General features: G+C 58.4%; 12 protein-coding genes, 1 tRNA gene and 4 pseudogenes. 13 read left to right on the top strand and 4 right to left on the bottom strand.

The window, feature by feature from the left end; translation table 11 throughout:
* Positions 1 to 1,552: pseudogene (locus IQK56_RS24765) on the bottom strand (ATP-binding protein); the annotation flags it as partial.
* Between the two features lie 217 nt (positions 1,553 to 1,769).
* On the opposite strand from IQK56_RS24765, the gene IQK56_RS24770 reads away from it, so the two are divergent.
* Positions 1,770 to 2,498: a response regulator transcription factor gene (locus tag IQK56_RS24770; RefSeq protein WP_193862502.1), complete on the top strand. Its 729-nt coding sequence runs from the start codon at positions 1,770 to 1,772 to the stop codon at positions 2,496 to 2,498.
* Positions 2,482 to 3,855 carry a sensor histidine kinase gene (locus IQK56_RS24775; protein ID WP_193862503.1) on the top strand — a complete coding sequence of 458 codons (1,374 nt, stop codon included), beginning with the start codon at positions 2,482 to 2,484 and terminating at the stop codon, positions 3,853 to 3,855. Before IQK56_RS24770 ends, IQK56_RS24775 begins: the two co-directional genes overlap by 17 nt.
* On the opposite strand, the gene IQK56_RS24780 is transcribed toward IQK56_RS24775, so the two are convergent.
* A complete protein-coding gene (locus IQK56_RS24780; RefSeq protein WP_193862504.1) occupies positions 3,852 to 4,373 on the bottom strand; it encodes a DUF2062 domain-containing protein in 522 nt (173 codons plus the stop codon). The genes IQK56_RS24775 and IQK56_RS24780 overlap by 4 nt on opposite strands.
* A gap of 135 nt (positions 4,374 to 4,508) precedes the next feature.
* Between IQK56_RS24780 and IQK56_RS24785 the strand changes: the two are divergent.
* The 8 genes and pseudogenes from IQK56_RS24785 (at position 4,509) to murB (ending at position 11,347) form a co-directional block, all read left to right on the top strand.
* Positions 4,509 to 6,733: pseudogene (locus IQK56_RS24785) on the top strand (DNA internalization-related competence protein ComEC/Rec2).
* 93 nt (positions 6,734 to 6,826) lie between these two features.
* Positions 6,827 to 7,462, top strand: coding sequence for a MotA/TolQ/ExbB proton channel family protein (locus IQK56_RS24790; RefSeq protein ID WP_099586978.1), 636 nt, complete (start codon positions 6,827 to 6,829; stop codon positions 7,460 to 7,462).
* The gene (locus tag IQK56_RS24795; protein ID WP_122309768.1) at positions 7,459 to 7,887 is read left to right on the top strand and encodes an ExbD/TolR family protein; all 429 of its coding nucleotides are present in this window, start codon (positions 7,459 to 7,461) and stop codon (positions 7,885 to 7,887) included. The genes IQK56_RS24790 and IQK56_RS24795 overlap by 4 nt, the downstream gene beginning before the upstream one ends.
* A complete protein-coding gene (lpxK, locus tag IQK56_RS24800) occupies positions 7,887 to 8,897 on the top strand; it encodes a tetraacyldisaccharide 4'-kinase (RefSeq protein ID WP_193862505.1) in 1,011 nt (336 codons plus the stop codon). Before IQK56_RS24795 ends, lpxK begins: the two co-directional genes overlap by 1 nt.
* Positions 8,898 to 8,920: 23 nt before the next feature.
* Positions 8,921 to 9,106, top strand: coding sequence for a Trm112 family protein (locus IQK56_RS24805; protein ID WP_003174668.1), 186 nt, complete (start codon positions 8,921 to 8,923; stop codon positions 9,104 to 9,106).
* Complete coding sequence (gene kdsB, locus IQK56_RS24810; protein WP_150760655.1) at positions 9,103 to 9,867, top strand: 3-deoxy-manno-octulosonate cytidylyltransferase; 765 nt, start codon at positions 9,103 to 9,105, stop codon at positions 9,865 to 9,867. Before IQK56_RS24805 ends, kdsB begins: the two co-directional genes overlap by 4 nt.
* Complete coding sequence (locus IQK56_RS24815) at positions 9,867 to 10,331, top strand: low molecular weight protein-tyrosine-phosphatase (RefSeq protein WP_122309776.1); 465 nt, start codon at positions 9,867 to 9,869, stop codon at positions 10,329 to 10,331. The genes kdsB and IQK56_RS24815 overlap by 1 nt, the downstream gene beginning before the upstream one ends.
* Positions 10,328 to 11,347, top strand: coding sequence for a UDP-N-acetylmuramate dehydrogenase (gene murB / locus IQK56_RS24820; RefSeq protein WP_122309778.1), 1,020 nt, complete (start codon positions 10,328 to 10,330; stop codon positions 11,345 to 11,347). Before IQK56_RS24815 ends, murB begins: the two co-directional genes overlap by 4 nt.
* A 62-nt stretch (positions 11,348 to 11,409) precedes the next feature.
* On the opposite strand, the gene IQK56_RS24825 is transcribed toward murB, so the two are convergent.
* On the bottom strand, positions 11,410 to 12,081 hold the full coding sequence (locus IQK56_RS24825; protein ID WP_078048997.1) for a Bax inhibitor-1/YccA family protein: 672 nt from the start codon (positions 12,079 to 12,081) through the stop codon (positions 11,410 to 11,412).
* 152 nt (positions 12,082 to 12,233) lie between these two features.
* Here IQK56_RS24825 and IQK56_RS24830 point away from each other — a divergent pair.
* Positions 12,234 to 12,324, top strand: a tRNA-Ser gene (locus IQK56_RS24830).
* Between the two features lie 115 nt (positions 12,325 to 12,439).
* Here the strand turns inward: IQK56_RS24830 and IQK56_RS24835 are convergent.
* A pseudogene (locus tag IQK56_RS24835) lies at positions 12,440 to 13,096 on the bottom strand (tyrosine-type recombinase/integrase); the annotation flags it as partial.
* A gap of 83 nt (positions 13,097 to 13,179) precedes the next feature.
* On the opposite strand from IQK56_RS24835, the pseudogene IQK56_RS24840 reads away from it, so the two are divergent.
* A pseudogene (locus IQK56_RS24840) lies at positions 13,180 to 14,052 on the top strand (DUF4113 domain-containing protein); the annotation flags it as partial.
* A 198-nt stretch (positions 14,053 to 14,250) separates the two neighbouring features.
* Positions 14,251 to 15,957, top strand: coding sequence for a P-loop NTPase fold protein (locus IQK56_RS24845; protein ID WP_193862506.1), 1,707 nt, complete (start codon positions 14,251 to 14,253; stop codon positions 15,955 to 15,957).
* Positions 15,958 to 16,226: the final 269 nt, after the last annotated feature.

Consider the following 16,226-nt stretch of genomic DNA (forward strand, 5'->3'; position numbering starts at 1 on the left):
GGGCAGGTCTTCAATGTCGTCGCGGGTTTTGGGCAGGTTCAGGCTGATCCAGAACTCCGAGCCTTCACCCGGCGTGCTGTCTACACCGATTTCACCGCCCATCTGCTCGATCAGGCGCTTGGAAATCACCAGGCCCAGCCCGGTGCCGCCCCGGCTGGCGCGACAGCGAGTTATCGGCCTGGCTGAACGCCTGGAACAGCGCGCGTACATCCTGGCTGGACAGGCCGATGCCGGTGTCCTGCACGCTGATGCGCAGTTGCACGCTGTCTTCCTGTTCTTCTTCAATCATCGCCCGGGCCACGATAGTGCCCTCGCGGGTGAACTTGATCGCGTTGCTGATCAGGTTGGTCAGGATCTGCTTGAGCCGCAGCGGGTCGCCCACCAGCGCCAGCGGCGTGTCGCGGTAGACCAGGCTGACCAGTTCCAACTGCTTGGCATGGGCGGCGGGCGCGAGGATGGTCAGGGTGTCCTGCAGCAAGTCGCGCAGGTTGAACGGGATGCTGTCGAGTACCAGTTTGCCGGCTTCGATCTTCGAGAAGTCGAGGATCTCATTGATGATGCCCAGCAGGTTGTCAGCAGATTTTTCGATGGTACCCAGGTAGTCCAACTGGCGCGGCGTGAGCTCGCTTTTTTGCAGCAGGTGGGTAAAGCCGAGGATGCCGTTGAGCGGCGTGCGGATTTCATGGCTCATATTGGCCAGGAACTCGGACTTGATACGGCTGGCCTCCAGCGCCTCTTTGCGCGCCAGGTCCAGCTCGATGTTTTGGATTTCGATGGTTTCCAGATTCTGGCGCACGTCTTCGGTGGCTTGGTCGATGCTGTGCTGCAATTCTTCCTGGGCGTTTTGCAGGGTTTCGGCCATGCGGTTGACGCCTGAGGCGAGCTGGTCGAGTTCCTGGCTGCCCAAAGGCGGCAAGCGGGTTTCCAGGTTGCCGTCCTTGAGTTGGGCCACGGCTTGCTTGATCAGGCCAATCGGCCCGTTGATCGTACGGCTGATGCGCAGCGCCAGGGCTGCGGTGCAGATCAGGCCAATGGCAATCAACAGCAGGCTGGCGAACAGGCTGCGATAGCCACGCAGCAACATACCGTTGTGGGACAGTTCCACCTCGACCCACCCCAGCAGGCGGTCGGCTTCATCGGGGATCAAGTCGCCCGCCAGGTTGCGATGGCGGCCGAACACCGGCAGCAGATAGCGCGTGGCGTCGTTGTCGGTGCGTTGCAGCAGGTGCGAACTGTTGCCGACCGGCGGCTGGTTGAGCATGGTCGGGCCGGCGTGGGCGAGGGGCGTGCGATCCGGTGCGAGGAACGCCACGGTGCGCACGTCCAACTGCTCCAGGGACTGAGTGGCGATGCGTTCCAGCAGGTCGGTGTTCTTGCTGCTCAACGCAGGAGCCACCAGGGGGGCCAGTTGCTCGGTGATCATTTCGCCGCGTTGCAGCAATTGGGCCTGCAATTCCGAGAGCTGCATCCAGGTAAAGTAGCCCCCCAACAGCAAGGCCATCAGGCTGGTCGGTAATAAGCTCAGCAACAGTACGCGGCCTTTTATCCCCATTCTTCTAAGCACGCCACTCTCCTGCTACCACACTGATATCAATCTTCCGCGCCGGCATCCGGCCCGCGCCACCTGCGCAGTGTAGCCATTTGCGCGGCCTGGAATCTTGCAAATTAATGACCGGGCGCAATCTTCGGCCTGTTTGGCGTCGTGTGGCGATTGCCTGCGCCGGGGTTATCTTGAATAATCAGTGATTGAGAATGACTTGCAGACGCTAATGAATCCCGCAGCAGTTGGCCTACCCAGTATCCTGACCATTGAAGATGACCCCGTGCTGGGCGCCTATGTCCACGAGCACCTGGGGCGCTGTGGCTTCCAGGTCACGTGGTGCCAGAACGGCCAGCAAGGGTTGGAGATGGCCCGCGAACAGGCGTTCGACGTGGTGTTGATGGATATCCTGCTGCCGGGGCTGGACGGTTTGTCGATCCTGACCCATCTGCGCCAGAGCCATTCGATCCCGGTGATCCTGATGTCGGCATTGGGCGCCGAGGCCGATCGCGTCAGCGGTTTTCGCCTGGGTGCCGATGACTATTTGCCTAAACCCTTCAGCATGGTCGAGCTGCGCGTGCGGATCGAAGCCATCCTGCGCAGGGTGGCGCTGGATCGGCGCCCGCTGCCGACACTTGCGCCGGTGCGTGGGGATGCCCGCACGCTGCGGTTCGACGACGAGCTGTGCGATGTGTTTCATCTGGAACACTGGGCTGGCCTGACCCGCAGCGAATACCGCCTGCTGGAAACCCTGCACCGAAACACTGAAGAAGTCCTCAGCAAGGCGTTCCTCTATCAGCAGGTATTGCAACGTGGCTATGCGCCCCATGACCGCAGCCTCGACATGCACATCAGCCAGATCCGTCGCAAGCTCAAGGCCATCGGCTATAACGAGCGCAAAGTGTGCACGGTCTGGGGCAAGGGTTACGTGTTGAGTGGTCATGACGATGGGCTTTGAAGGTGCCCTGCAACGGCTGCCGGGCAAGCATTCGTTATTCTGGAAGCTCGCCTGCCTGTTGATTGCCTTCTGCCTGCTGATGATCTGGCTCAGTTGGTCCTGGGGCCGCTACATGGAGCAAAAGAACGCGTACCTGTCCGACGAGGCGAGGGTTGCGCTGAGTGGTTATGCGGTCAGCGCCGAGCAGGCCTGGAACCGGGGTGGTCATGCGGGTGTTGATGCATGGCTGCAGGCCATGGGCAAGCAGGAACGTACCTGGATCGGTGTGATCGGCACTGACTTGCAGTCGTTGAGCAGCTACCCGCTGACCGATACAGAAAGCCAGCGCCTGACCTTCCTGCGCGGCCTGGATTGGCCGGTGAGTCGCCACGTCAAGGGCTTGCCGTGGCTCAAGATCCCGTTTGCGGTTGATCCGGGCGCCGGTTCGCTGGTCATCGAACTGCCGCAGCGTTTCATGCCAGGGCGCTATCAAGTGTTCTGGCGGGTGGTGACCAACGGGGTGATCCCTGGTTTGTTTACCTTGTTGCTGTGCGTCGGCCTGTATCGGCTGTTGATCATGCCCCTCAATCAACTGCGCGAGCAGGCCAACGCCTGGCGAGCTGATCAGTTGAATACGCGGATGTCCCACGACGCCACCAGTCGCCAGGATGAATTGGGCGAGTTGGGTCGCGCGTTTGATCATATGTCCGAGCGGTTGCAGGGCACGGTGGTGTTGCAACAGCAACTGCTGCGGGACATGTCCCATGAACTGCGTACGCCGTTGAGCCGCTTGCGCGTGGCCTGTGACAGTGAGCAGGACCTTGCGCAATTGCGTGAGCGGTTAGGCCGAGAGATCGATGCCATGCAGCGCCTGGTGGAAGACAGCCTGCAATTGGCCTGGCTGGACACGGAGCGGGCGCCGCTGCCCAAGGAAGATCTTCAGGTGCAGGCACTGTGGGACATGCTGCGCGAGAATGCATGCTTTGAAAGCGATTGGCCCGCCTCGCGATTGCCTTGCCTGCTGGGGGCTGACTGTTGGGTGCGGGGCAATCTGAACGCCCTGGCCCAGGCCCTGGAAAATATCCTGCGCAACGCCATACGTCATTCGCCGGTGGATGGAATTGTGTGCCTGGACGGGCGGCGTGAGGGCGAGTACTGGCACCTGTGGCTGGAGGACCAGGGCGGCGGGATTGACGACGGGGATCTGGAGCGGATCTTCGCGCCGTTTACACGTCTGGACGGCTCACGACCCGGGGATGGAGGTTTCGGCCTGGGCCTGAGCATTGCGCGCAATGCCGTGCAACGCCAGGACGGCAGCCTGTGGGCGGAAAACACCGGCCAGGGCTTGCGTGTGCACCTGCGTTTGCCGGCGCGTTAGGCGTTTGCCCGGCGCTGCTTGCGTTTCTTCCATTGATGCGCGACCCACCAGCGCCAGTAGCCCATGGTCAGGCAATAGGCCAATGCGCCCAGCACTATTCCCAATACCACCGAGCCCAGCAGGAACGGTTGCCACAGCGTACTCAACTGACCGCTGATCCATTCCCAGGTCAAGTCATCGGGCAGGCTGCGCGGGGGCACGTTCATCAACCAGGCACCGGTCATGTAAGTGCAAATAAACACCACCGGCATGGTAATCGGGTTGGTCAGCCACACCAGGCTGATGGCGATGGGCATATTGCCGCGCACGGTAATTGCCAGCACTGCGGCCAACAGCATCTGCAACGGAATCGGGATAAATGCCGCAAACAGGCCCACCGCCATGGCACGGGCCACTGAGTGCCGATTCAGATGCCAAAGGTTCGGGTCATGCAGCAGCGTGCCAAGAAACTGTAATGACTTGTGTTCCCTGATACTGGTGGGGTCGGGCATGTACCGTTTGAATAAGCGCCGTGGCATAAGGGGTCCAGGTCAGTTCGAGGGGCAAGTATGCCCGCATTCTATAAACAGAAAATTCAGACTTTGTGACAAAACATCATAGGCCGCTCCCGACACCCAGCTAAGACTGAGTGGATCACTTGAAAAGGATGATTCATGAAGACAGGGATGTTCGCACTCGCGCTGGGGTTGCTTGCCCTGCGTTTTCTACCGGCATTGCCGACGGGTGGGTGGCTGATAGCCATGCTGGTGTTGGCATTGATGCTGCTGCCATTTCGCACGTCGCCCCTGGCGTTTTTCCTGCTGGGTTTGAGCTGGGCGTGCATCAGCGCGCAGTGGGCGCTGGATGATCGTCTGCGACCGGCGCTCGATGGCCAGACGCGATGGCTGGAGGGCCGCGTCGTCGGGCTGCCGCAGCAGACCGGTACCGGGGTGCGTTTTGAACTGGCCGACAGTCGGTCGCGCAACGCCCGCTTGCCCACGCGTATCCGCGTGTCCTGGCACGGTGGGCCCGAGGTGCGCAGCGGGGAACGTTGGCGCTTGGCTGTCACGCTCAAACGGCCGTCCGGGCTGCTCAATTTTCACGGTTTTGATCAGGAGGCGTGGCTGCTGGCCCAGCGTATTGGCGCGACGGGCTCAGTGAAGGACGGCGAGCGCCTGTCGCCGGCCCGGCATGCCTGGCGCGACACGGTGCGCCAACGGTTGATCGCCGTTGACGCTCAAGGTCGCGAGGCGGGCCTGGCCGCCTTGGTACTGGGAGATGGTTCCGGGCTGTCAGCCGAGGATTGGCAGGTATTGCAGGACACTGGCACGGTGCACCTGCTGGTGATTTCCGGCCAGCATATCGGCTTGCTGGCGGGGTTGATCTACGGGCTGGTCGCATTCTTGGCACGCTACGGCTTCTGGCCCCGCACATGGCCGTGGCTGCCGTGGGCGTGTGGCCTGGCGTTTGCTGCCGCGCTGGGATACGGCTTGTTGGCGGGGTTCGGTGTGCCGGTTCAGCGGGCCTGTGTGATGGTAGGCCTGGTACTGCTGTGGCGTTTACGCTTCCGTCATTTGGGGTTCTGGTGGCCATTGTTGCTGGCGCTTAATGGCGTACTGATTCTTGAGCCGTTGGCCAGCCTGCAACCGGGGTTTTGGCTGTCTTTTGCGGCGGTTGCCGTATTGATCCTGGCGTTCGGTGGGCGCTTGGGGCCGTGGAGTGCCTGGCAGGCCTGGACGCGCCCTCAATGGTTGATTGCCATTGGGCTGTTTCCCGTGTTGTTGGTGCTTGGATTGCCCATCAGTGTCAGCGCGCCGCTGGCCAATCTGGTGGCCGTACCGTGGATCAGTCTCGTGGTGTTGCCACTGGCGTTGCTGGGGACCCTGATGCTGGCGCTGCCTTATCTGGGTGAGGGTTTGCTGTGGCTGGCGGGTGGGGCGCTGGATGGGTTGTTCCACGGCCTGGCCTGGCTCGCGGGGCACGTGCCGCGTGGATACCTGCCGAGGTGCCGTTGGGGTACTGGCTGGTCAGCCTGATGGGCGCGGTGCTGCTATTGCTGCCCAAGGGCGTGCCGTTTCGGCTGCTGGGCTGGCCCATGCTGCTGTTGGCGGTCTTTCCACCGCGCGAGCCGGTGCCCCATGGCCGGGTGGAAGTGGTGCAACTGGATGTGGGGCAGGGGCAGTCCCTGGTGCTGCGCACGCGCCATCATTCGTTGCTCTACGATGCCGGTCCGCGTTCGGGGACGGTTGACGTGGGTGCACGCGTGGTGCTGCCCGCGTTGAAAAAGCTCGGCGTGGGGTCGCTGGATCTGATGTTGCTCAGCCATGCTGACGCCGATCACGCCGGCGGGGCGGCGGCTGTTGCCCATGGGTTGCCGATCAGGCGGGTCGTAGGCGGTGAAACCGAGGGGTTGCCCGCGTTTCTCGGTACCCAACCGTGTATCAGCGGGGAGCAGTGGGAATGGGATGGTGTGTTGTTCGAGCTGTGGCAGTGGCCTGACGCGGTAGATGGCAACCCGAAGTCCTGCGTTCTGCAGGTCCAGGCCAACGGCGAGCGGCTGCTGCTCACCGGGGATATTGATCGGGCCGCCGAGCGGGCATTTCTCGCCTCACCCTTGGCCGTGCGCACCGATTGGCTGCAAGCCCCTCACCATGGCAGCCGCAGTTCGTCGTCCGGCCCGTTTCTACAGCGCCTGGCGCCCACCTCGGTGCTGATTTCCCGAGGGCGCGGCAATGCATTCGGTCATCCCCATCCGCAGGTCATGGCCCGATACCATGCGTTGGGCAGTCGGGTGTACGACAGCGCGGAACAGGGGGCCGTGCGCCTGCAATTGGGCGCCTTCACGCCACCCGTTGTTGCGCGCAGTCAACGGCGTTTCTGGCGTGAACGGTTACCCTAGTCCGGCGTCGGCAGCGGCCGGCAGCATTGCCGACAAACCCCGCCGCTGAACCTATATGGTAAAGTGGCGCACTTTTTCGAGGGGACATTCACTGTGTGGGAATTGGTCAAATCCGGCGGCTGGATGATGTTGCCGATTATCATGAGCTCCATCGCCGCACTCGGCATCGTTGCCGAACGCCTGTGGACCCTGCGTGCCAGTCGCGTTACCCCCGAGCATCTACTGGGGCAGGTCTGGGGCTGGATCAAGAACAAACAGCTGGACAAGGAAAAACTCAAGGCACTGCGCGCTGACTCGCCCCTGGGTGAAATCCTCGCCGCAGGCCTGGCCAACTCCAAGCATGGCCGCGAGATCATGAAAGAATGCATTGAAGAGGCTGCCGCTCGGGTGATCCATGAGCTGGAGCGCTACATCAATGCCCTTGGCACCATTGCTGCCATGGCGCCGCTGCTCGGTTTGCTGGGGACAGTGCTGGGCATGATCGATATTTTCAGCTCGTTCATGGGTTCGGGCATGACCACCAATGCGGCCGTGCTCGCCGGGGGGATTTCCAAGGCGTTGATCACCACGGCAGCGGGCCTGATGGTGGGTATTCCTGCGGTGTTCTTCCACCGTTTCCTGCAGCGGCGTATCGATGAACTGGTGGTCGGCATGGAGCAGGAAGCCATCAAACTGGTGGAAGTGGTGCAAGGCGATCGTGATGTGGACCTGGTTGGGGGCAAAGCGTGAAATTTCGCCGCAAGCAACGGGAAAATGTCGATATCAACCTCGCGTCGCTGATCGACGTGGTGTTTATCCTGCTGCTGTTCTTTGTCGTCACCACCACCTTCACCCGGCAAACCGAGCTGCGTGTCGACTTGCCGGAAGCGGTGAGTGGGTCGCCGGCCGAGGACCAGCAAGTCAAGCAACTGGACATCGCCATCAGCGCCGAAGGGGTGTTTTCGGTGAATAACCAGTTGCTGGAGAAAAACGATCTCGCCAGCCTGATGGCCGCCCTGGAGAAAGAATCCGGCGGTGATACCCATTTGCCGCTGTCCATCAGTGCCGATGGTAAGACCCAGCACCAAGCCGTGATCACCGCGATGGACGCGGCCGGCAAGCTCGGGTTCAGCCATCTGCGCATGAGCACCGTCGAGGCGTCGAGTCAACCCTGATGGCTATCTCCGATCGTCTGCTCAAGGCCTGGTACGAGGGCCATCCGGCGCTCGCGTTATTGCGGCCGCTGGAGTCTTTGTACCGCCATGTGGTGCAGCGCAAACGCGCTCGGTTTGTGGCGGGCGAGGGAGATATCTATCAGTCGCCAGTACCCGTGGTGGTGGTCGGGAACATCACCGTGGGCGGCACCGGCAAGACGCCGTTGATCCTGTGGTTGATCGAACACTGTCGGCGCAATGGCTTGCGTGTCGGCGTGGTCAGTCGGGGTTACGGCGCGAAGCCTCCTCAACTACCCTGGCGCGTCGAGGCCAGCCACAGCGCCGCGGTGGCGGGTGACGAACCTTTGCTGATCGTGCAGCGCTGCGGCGTGCCCCTGGTGATCGATCCCGATCGCAGCCGTGCGGTAAAGGCACTGTTGGCCAGCGAGACTCTCGACCTGATCCTTTCCGACGACGGCCTGCAACACTATCGCCTGGCCCGTGACCTGGAACTGGTATTGATCGACGCCGCCCGCGGCCTCGGCAACCGCCGTTGCCTGCCTGCCGGGCCGCTGCGTGAGCCGGTCGAGCGCCTGCAGAGTGTTGATGCACTGCTCTACAACGGGGCTGAATCAGATCGCGACGACGGCTTTGCCTTCCGTCTGCAGCCTACGGCACTGGTCAACCTGCATACCGGCGAGCGCCAGTCGGTGGAGTACTTTCAAGCAGGTCAGGCGGTGCACGCGGTCGCTGGTATCGGCAACCCGCAACGTTTCTTCAACACCCTTGAAACGCTACACTGGCAGCCGGTACCCCATGCGTTTGCCGACCATGCGCCCTACAGCGCCGAGGTCTTGAATTTTACACCGTCATTGCCGCTGGTCATGACCGAGAAGGACGCGGTGAAGTGCCGCGCCTTTGCCCAGCCCGACTGGTGGTACCTTGCAGTGGATGCCGTGCCGTCGTCGGCGTTCGTCGCCTGGTTCGACACACAGCTGATGCGCTTGTTGCCCGCCCGTCTCTTGCCTTAAACGCTTTTTTCCAGGAAACATTCATGGACACCAAACTGCTCGATATCCTTGCTTGCCCGATCTGCAAAGGCCCGCTCAAGCTCAGCGCCGACAAAACCGAGCTGATCAGCAAAGGCGCCGGTCTGGCGTACCCGATCCGTGACGGCATCCCGGTGATGCTGGAAAGCGAAGCCCGCACCCTGACCACCGATGAGCGCCTGGATAAATGACCACCGCCTTTACCGTCGTGATCCCCTCGCGTTACGCATCGACCCGCCTGCCCGGCAAGCCGCTGCAAATGATCGGCAACAAGCCGATGATCCAACTGGTATGGGAACAGGCCTGCAAAAGCAGCGCCGATCGGGTGGTCGTGGCCACCGACGACCCGCGCATTATCGAAGCCTGCAAAAGGTTCGGTGCCGAAGCGGTTCTGACCCGCGAAGACCATAATTCCGGCACCGACCGCCTGGCCGAAGTGGCTACGCAGCTTGGCCTGGCGCCTGACGCCATCGTGGTCAATGTGCAAGGCGACGAGCCCTTGATCCCGCCGAGCGTGATCGACCAGGTGGCCGCCAACCTGGCTGCCCATGGCGAAGCGCGCATGGCCACCCTGGCCGAACCGATTGAAGACATCGACACCTTGTTCAACCCGAATGTGGTGAAGGTCGTCAGCGATGTGAATGGCCTGGCACTGACCTTCAGCCGTTCGACCTTGCCCTGGGCGCGTGACGCCTTCGCCAGGCATCCCGATGTGTTGCCACAGGGCGTGCCGTACCGCCGCCATATCGGCATCTATGCCTACCGCGCCGGTTTCCTGCACGACTTCGTCAGTTGGGGGCCGTGCTGGCTGGAAAATACCGAATCCCTGGAGCAACTGCGGGCCCTGTGGCACGGCGTGCGTATCCACGTGGGCGATGCCCTTGAGGCGCCGCCTGCGGGTGTCGATACCCCGGAAGACCTTGAGCGCGTCCGTCGCCTGCTGGGGGCCTGATGGAGGTTCTGTTTGTCTGCCTGGGCAATATCTGCCGCTCGCCCACCGCTGAAGGTGTTCTGCGCCATAAATTGCGCGAGGCCGGGCTGGCCGGGCAGGTCGAAGTTGCATCTGCCGGCACTGGCGACTGGCATGTCGGCAACCCGCCGGACCAGCGCAGCCAACGTGCGGCGCTGGTGCGCGGTTACGATTTGTCGGCCCAGCGTGCCCAGCAGGTCTCCCGCGCCGACTTTGCGCGTTATGACCTGATCCTGGCGATGGATGGCAGCAACCTGCGCAATCTCAAGGCGCTGCAGTCGGGGCAGGGCAAGGCCGAACTGGATTTGTTCCTGCGCCGCTACGACTCGGAGGTGGACGACGTGCCAGACCCGTATTACGAAGGCGAGCAAGGCTTCGAGCGGGTGCTGGACCTGATCGAACGGGCCTGTGATTTATTGGTGATCGAATTGAAGGGGCGGTTATGACCTTGCACGTGCTTGCGCAGGTTTCCCTCAAGCCATTCAACACCTTCGGCATCGACGTACGCGCCCAGTTGTATGCCGAGGCCCGAAGCGATGCCGATGTGCGAGAGGCTCTGGCTTATGCTTCGGCGCAAGCGTTGCCGTTGCTGGTGATTGGCGGTGGTAGCAATCTGCTGCTAACCCAGGATATCGCTGCGTTGGTGCTGCGCATGGCCACCCAGGGCATTCGCGTGCTGCACGACGATGGCGTGCACGTAGTGGTCGAAGCCGAAGCGGGCGAGGCCTGGCACCCGTTTGTGCTCTGGACATTGGCACAGGGTTTTTGCGGCCTGGAAAACCTCAGCCTGATCCCGGGCACCGTCGGCGCGGCCCCGATGCAGAACATTGGCGCCTACGGCGTGGAGATCAAGGATGTATTTGCTGGCCTCACCGCGTTGGATCGCCACACCGGTGAACTGCGGGACTTCAGCCTGCAAGAATGCAACTTTGCCTATCGTGACAGCCTGTTCAAGCATGAAACCGGGCGCTGGCTGATCCTGCGGGTACGTTTTGCCCTGAGCCGCGCCAGTCACCTCAAGCTCGATTACGGCCCGGTGCAACAGCGCCTGGCAGGGCAGGGCATCACTGATGCGACGCCAAGCGACGTCAGTCGCGCCATTTGCAGCATCCGCAGCGAAAAACTGCCGGACCCGGCAGTCCTGGGCAATGCCGGCAGCTTCTTCAAGAACCCGCTGGTGACCAAGGCCTTGGCCGAAGAGCTACAAGCGCTGTATCCGGATCTGGTGGCCTACCCCCAGGCGGATGGGCACATGAAGCTTGCCGCCGGTTGGCTGATCGACAAGGCCGGCTGGAAAGGCTTTCGTGAAGGGGACGCGGGCGTGCACAAACTGCAGGCGCTGGTGCTGGTCAACTATGGCAGTGCCACAGGGCACGACATTGCGCAGTTGGCCCAGCGTATCCAAACGGATATCGCCGAGCGTTTCAAGGTCCAGCTGGAAATGGAACCCAACCAGTACTGATGCCCTGAAAACAAAAATGCCCCGCATCTTTCGATGCGGGGCATTTTTTATGCCGCTAACAATCAGTCATCGCGGCTCATGATGCCGAAGATCTGCAACAGGCTGACAAACAGGTTGTAGATCGACACATACAGGCTGACGGTGGCCATGATGTAGTTGCGCTCACCGCCGTGGATGATGGCGCTGGTCTGGAACAGGATGCATACCGAGGAGAACAGCACAAAACCCGCGCTGATCGCCAGTTGCAGCCCGCTGATCTGGAAGAACATGCCTGCAACCACTGCCGCCAGCAACACAAAGAAACCTGCGGTGATGAAGCCGCCCAGGAAGCTCATGTCCTTGCGGGTGATCAGCACGTAGGCCGACAGGCCACCAAACACCAGGGCCGTCATGGCAAACGCCGAGCTGACCACTTCCGCGCCGCCGGCCATGCCGAGGTAACGGTTGAGGATCGGGCCGAGGATAAAGCCCATGAAACCGGTCAAGGCAAACGCCGACACCAGGCCCCAGGCCGAGTCACGCAGCTTGTTGGTGAGGAAGAACAGGCCATAGAAGCCGATCAGTACAACAAAGATATTCGGATAGCCGACGCGCATCTGCTGCGCCACGAACGCCATCACGCCGCTGAATGCGAGGGTAAGGGCGAGCAGGCCATAGGTGTTGCGCAACACGCGGCTGACTTCAAGCTGCTCAGCCTGCGCGTTACCATTCACTGCGTAATTCTGTTCGCGCATGGCGACACTCCTTCGGTTTTGAAACGTTCAGTCGCAAAGATCATAACAGACGCTCTGTAACAAGCGATGGCGAGAGTTTGACAGTGTGTTTCATTCGGGTATTATGGCGCCCGCTGAGACAGGATGGCCTACTATAATCCTGTGACGCACAAGGGAAATTGGCAGAGTGGTTGAATGCACCGGTCTTGAAAACCGGCGAACGTTAATAGCGTTCCCAGGGTTCGAATCCCTGGTTTCCCGCCAAGATTCAAACGAAAGCCCCGCAATGCGGGGCTTTTGTGTTTCTGGGGTTTGGGTGGAACACGACGGTTTTTGAGAGGCGTTCCGAAACTTTCGGGTAGGCGTTCCGAAACTTTGGCTATTTTGATGGTTTAGCAGTGGCGCCAATCCTTCTGTAAACCCGCTTCGTGATCTCCTGCTTGCTGTGTCCTAGAAGCAAGCTCGCATCGCCAATATCGATGATTTCCGATGCCGCTTTCGGTCGGATGTCGCGGAACTGAAAACCGCCAATCTTTGCGGCGAGGAGCGGATCGCCCTCTTCGATTGCTTTGGCGCAAGCCTTTTCCCGCGCCTTGTCCCAGCGCAAGCGCAGCATTCCCTTCGTAATTCGCTTTCCGTGTCTGTTTATCAGCAGGTACTTCGAGACGTGACCGGCATTCCTCTCCGTAATTTCCCGAATCAACCTACCCAAGCTATTTTCTCCCTCCTCTGTGCACATCAGAATCCTTAGCTTCAGCCCTGTCTCGCCTTGCGTGACCAAGAAGTAATCGCCCTCAACGTCGTCCCTGCGCATGACGATCACGTCTGCTGGCCGCTGGCTTGTAAGGTAGCCCAGGTCCATGGCTTTCTTGAGTTCCGGCTCAGCCATCCCGTAGACCGCATCCCAAACCGCGGCGTTGGCGTAGTAATCACGTGGTGTTTCCTTGTTCTTGCGGATGCCCTGGCACGGATTCTCCCGCTCGGTCAGGCCCCATTCCCGCGCCATGTTGAACACGTGACCGTGCACGGCGACGTCAAGGATCCACGGCAGCTCGCGCAGGAAATGATGCCGCACCTGCGTCAGATGTTCGAGGAGTTCAGCCGGGAGCAGGGGCGCGCCCCGTCGGTGTTGGTATCGCTCACACAAAGACCTTGGCCAAGCTGGCAAACCACACGGCGAAGCGCTTGCAGGCTCAGACAGGTGGTGTGGTCAACATCACAGACCCTATAAAGCGCGACTGGGTGCTGCGTAATACCGACGTGGCGGAGGTATGGGGCGTTGGTCGCAAGATGAAACTCCACCTCGGCGCAATGGGCATTCAGTCGGCAATGGACTTGGCTAAAGCAGACTCCTGGACGCTCCGCAAGAAGTTCAGCGTTGTGATCGAAAAGACGGCCAGAGAGTTGGCTGGCACATCTTGCCTGGACCTGGATGAGCCGGATCCACCGAAGCAGGAGATCTGCTGCAGTTGTATGTTCGGCAAGCGATTGACGGAGCTGCCGCCCATTAAGGAGGCGGTGGCCACCTACATGATGAGAGCCTCTGAGAAGCTCCGCGCTCAGAACTCGATATGCAAGAAGGTACGTGTGAGCATCCGTACCGGCATGTTCAATCCTGAAGAGGCGAAATACGCCAACGGGGTAGTGGCGGACATGCCTTATCCCACTGACGACGTGCGCCTTCTCACCCAAGCTGCAGTAAGCGCACTTGATCACGTATTCCGGCCAGGCTTCAAGTACAGCAAAGCGGAGGTGATGTTGCTCAGCCTGAGCCAGCCTGGAGAATATACCGATGATTTGTTCGCAAAGTCTCAGCCGGCTGAGGCAACACGGGTAATGACGGTGCTGGACCTGATCAACCAACGATGGGGAAGGGGAACACTCCGGTTGGCTAGTGTGCCTATGGATCCTGATTGGGGGATGCGGAGAGAGATGATGAGCCAAAGTTTTACAACTAGGCTTGATCAGCTCTGGTCAGTTGCTTGCAGGTAGCGACTCGGAACCTTGCTTCTAAATCAGCGCGTTCGCTAGGTTTGCACTTGTCCGGCGCAGTAGGCCTGAACAGCGAAACTTTTCGCGGCATGAATGATGGGGAACCCACGAGTTATCGTTGAAATGATGGCTGATAGCTACTTTTGATTTGATACGGTATATTTAAAAAATATCAAAAAGTTAAGAGTGAGTAATTATATGAGCGTCGCAGTTGAGGGGAAGTTATTAGAGTTCGCCAGTCATAAAAAAGGCGAGGCGATTATTCTTAAAGGGGGCTGGGGGGTGGGGAAGACCCATCTTTGGGAAAGTATTGTAAAAGAAAACAAAACAAAGTTTTGTAGTGCATCTTATTCTTACGTGTCTCTTTTTGGCTTGAATAGTCTTAAGGATTTAAAGCAGGCTATCTATCAAAATTTGGTAGGCATGGATAAAGCAGAGCTGTCTGGCAATGCTGTTACGGTGAAAGATGGCGCTGATAGTATTTCAAGATTTTTTCGTAAAAATGTTACGTTACTGTCGGGAATGAAACAGCTTGAACTCTTAGTTGAGGCCTATCAATCATCAGCAATTAATAACGTATTGGTTTGTTTAGATGACTTTGAACGCAAAGGTAAAGGCCTTGCTGATGGTGAAGTTTTGGGCTTTATTTCATTTCTTATTGAAAAGAGAAACTGTAAGGTTGTTCTTGTTTTAAATGAAGATGAGCACGCTTCGGTCGGTGATGAATTTGCAAGTTATCGCGAAAAAGTATTTGGTTATGAGCTTGAATATAAGCCATCAAGCAGAGATTGTGCGTTGTTGGTTTTTGATGGAGGGGGCGTAGGCGACGCGGAGTTTGTGTCGCGAATTACTAAGTTGGATATAAGGAATATCAGGCTTATCGGTAAAATTAAATACTATTACGATTATATTCTCAGTAAAGTTAATGTGACTAATGACAAGATTTTATCTGATATCCGCTGTGTTTTGCCATTGGCGATTTTAGCAAGATATGCGGGCTCTCAGTCTCCTATTGAACTGAGCATGCTTTTGAAGTTCGACGGCTGGATTGGATCCCCTCTTTCGGACGCTAGTGCCGAGGAGATGGAAATTTATAAACGTCACGAGAAGCAGGCAGATGCTATGAGGTCTTATGGCTATCTATCTACTAGTCAACTCGACGTGGCAGTAATTAATTTGGTTTTGAAAGGGTATGTCGACCAGGAAGATCTCGATGCAGTAGTACTTGCAGCAAATGAGAGTTTGAGGGCGAGTGGCGCTGAATATATGTATAATTCTGCTTGGATGAGCTTTCATAGCAAACTAGGGATGAGTCAAGATGATTTTGTTGGTGAGTTTGATTTGGCTGTGGATGCTTATTTAGAATATTTGAATGTCGATCGGTTAAGTAGTATTGTGCGTCTATATAGAGATCTTGACTTGGATGAAAAGGCCGACTCAGTGATTCAAAAGTTTTTTGAGATGCTCTCTAGAGCACGCTCTCTTCCAGATAGACGTGCGCTTTGGGAGGAGCCAAAGGATGGCGTTATAAGGAAAGAGTTAGATAGATATTTTGAGAGCTTTGGGACGACTATGAGCCTTGAGCAGGCAGTGGACTTTCTTCTTTCGAAGCGATCTACTGCAGAAGCGGTTTCTGTTTTGGCAAAAAGTACAGAAAGTGATTATTACTCATATTTTGTGTCGCCAGGGAGTAATAATTTTAAAGAAGTCATAAAATTTTTGTTAGGTGCATCTCACAGCGCCAACGTTTTTGAAGATGCAGTTCCAGGCTCTGCGAACAAAATATTTATAGCTGTGTATGGTGCTCTACGAAGAGTACGCAGTGTGTCGCGGTTGAATGAAATACGTCTTTCCCCTTTAATGGAGTATGACGACCTGTACGGTCGGCTGGCTTCAAATTCATAAGCTACCCGATTTTTGCTGGCGGTTACCAATATCTACGAAACTTTAACTCGGGCTCATAATCCTTTGGTCCACGGTTCAAGTCCGTGTGAGTCCACCAACTCAAAAGCTGCGCATTGCGCGGCTTTTGAGTGTCTGCAAACTACTGCCCAATTTTCGGGCTCCCTACAGAAGCATAAAGCTCTTCTGCAAAAGGTATGGATGAAAGGTGATAGGCAGAAATCTGTGTATATTTTAGAGATATTGGGGGGGCTGTAGAAAACAAAGCGAGT

This window comes from Pseudomonas cyclaminis, from assembly GCF_015163715.1.
GTDB lineage: Bacteria > Pseudomonadota > Gammaproteobacteria > Pseudomonadales > Pseudomonadaceae > Aquipseudomonas > Aquipseudomonas cyclaminis.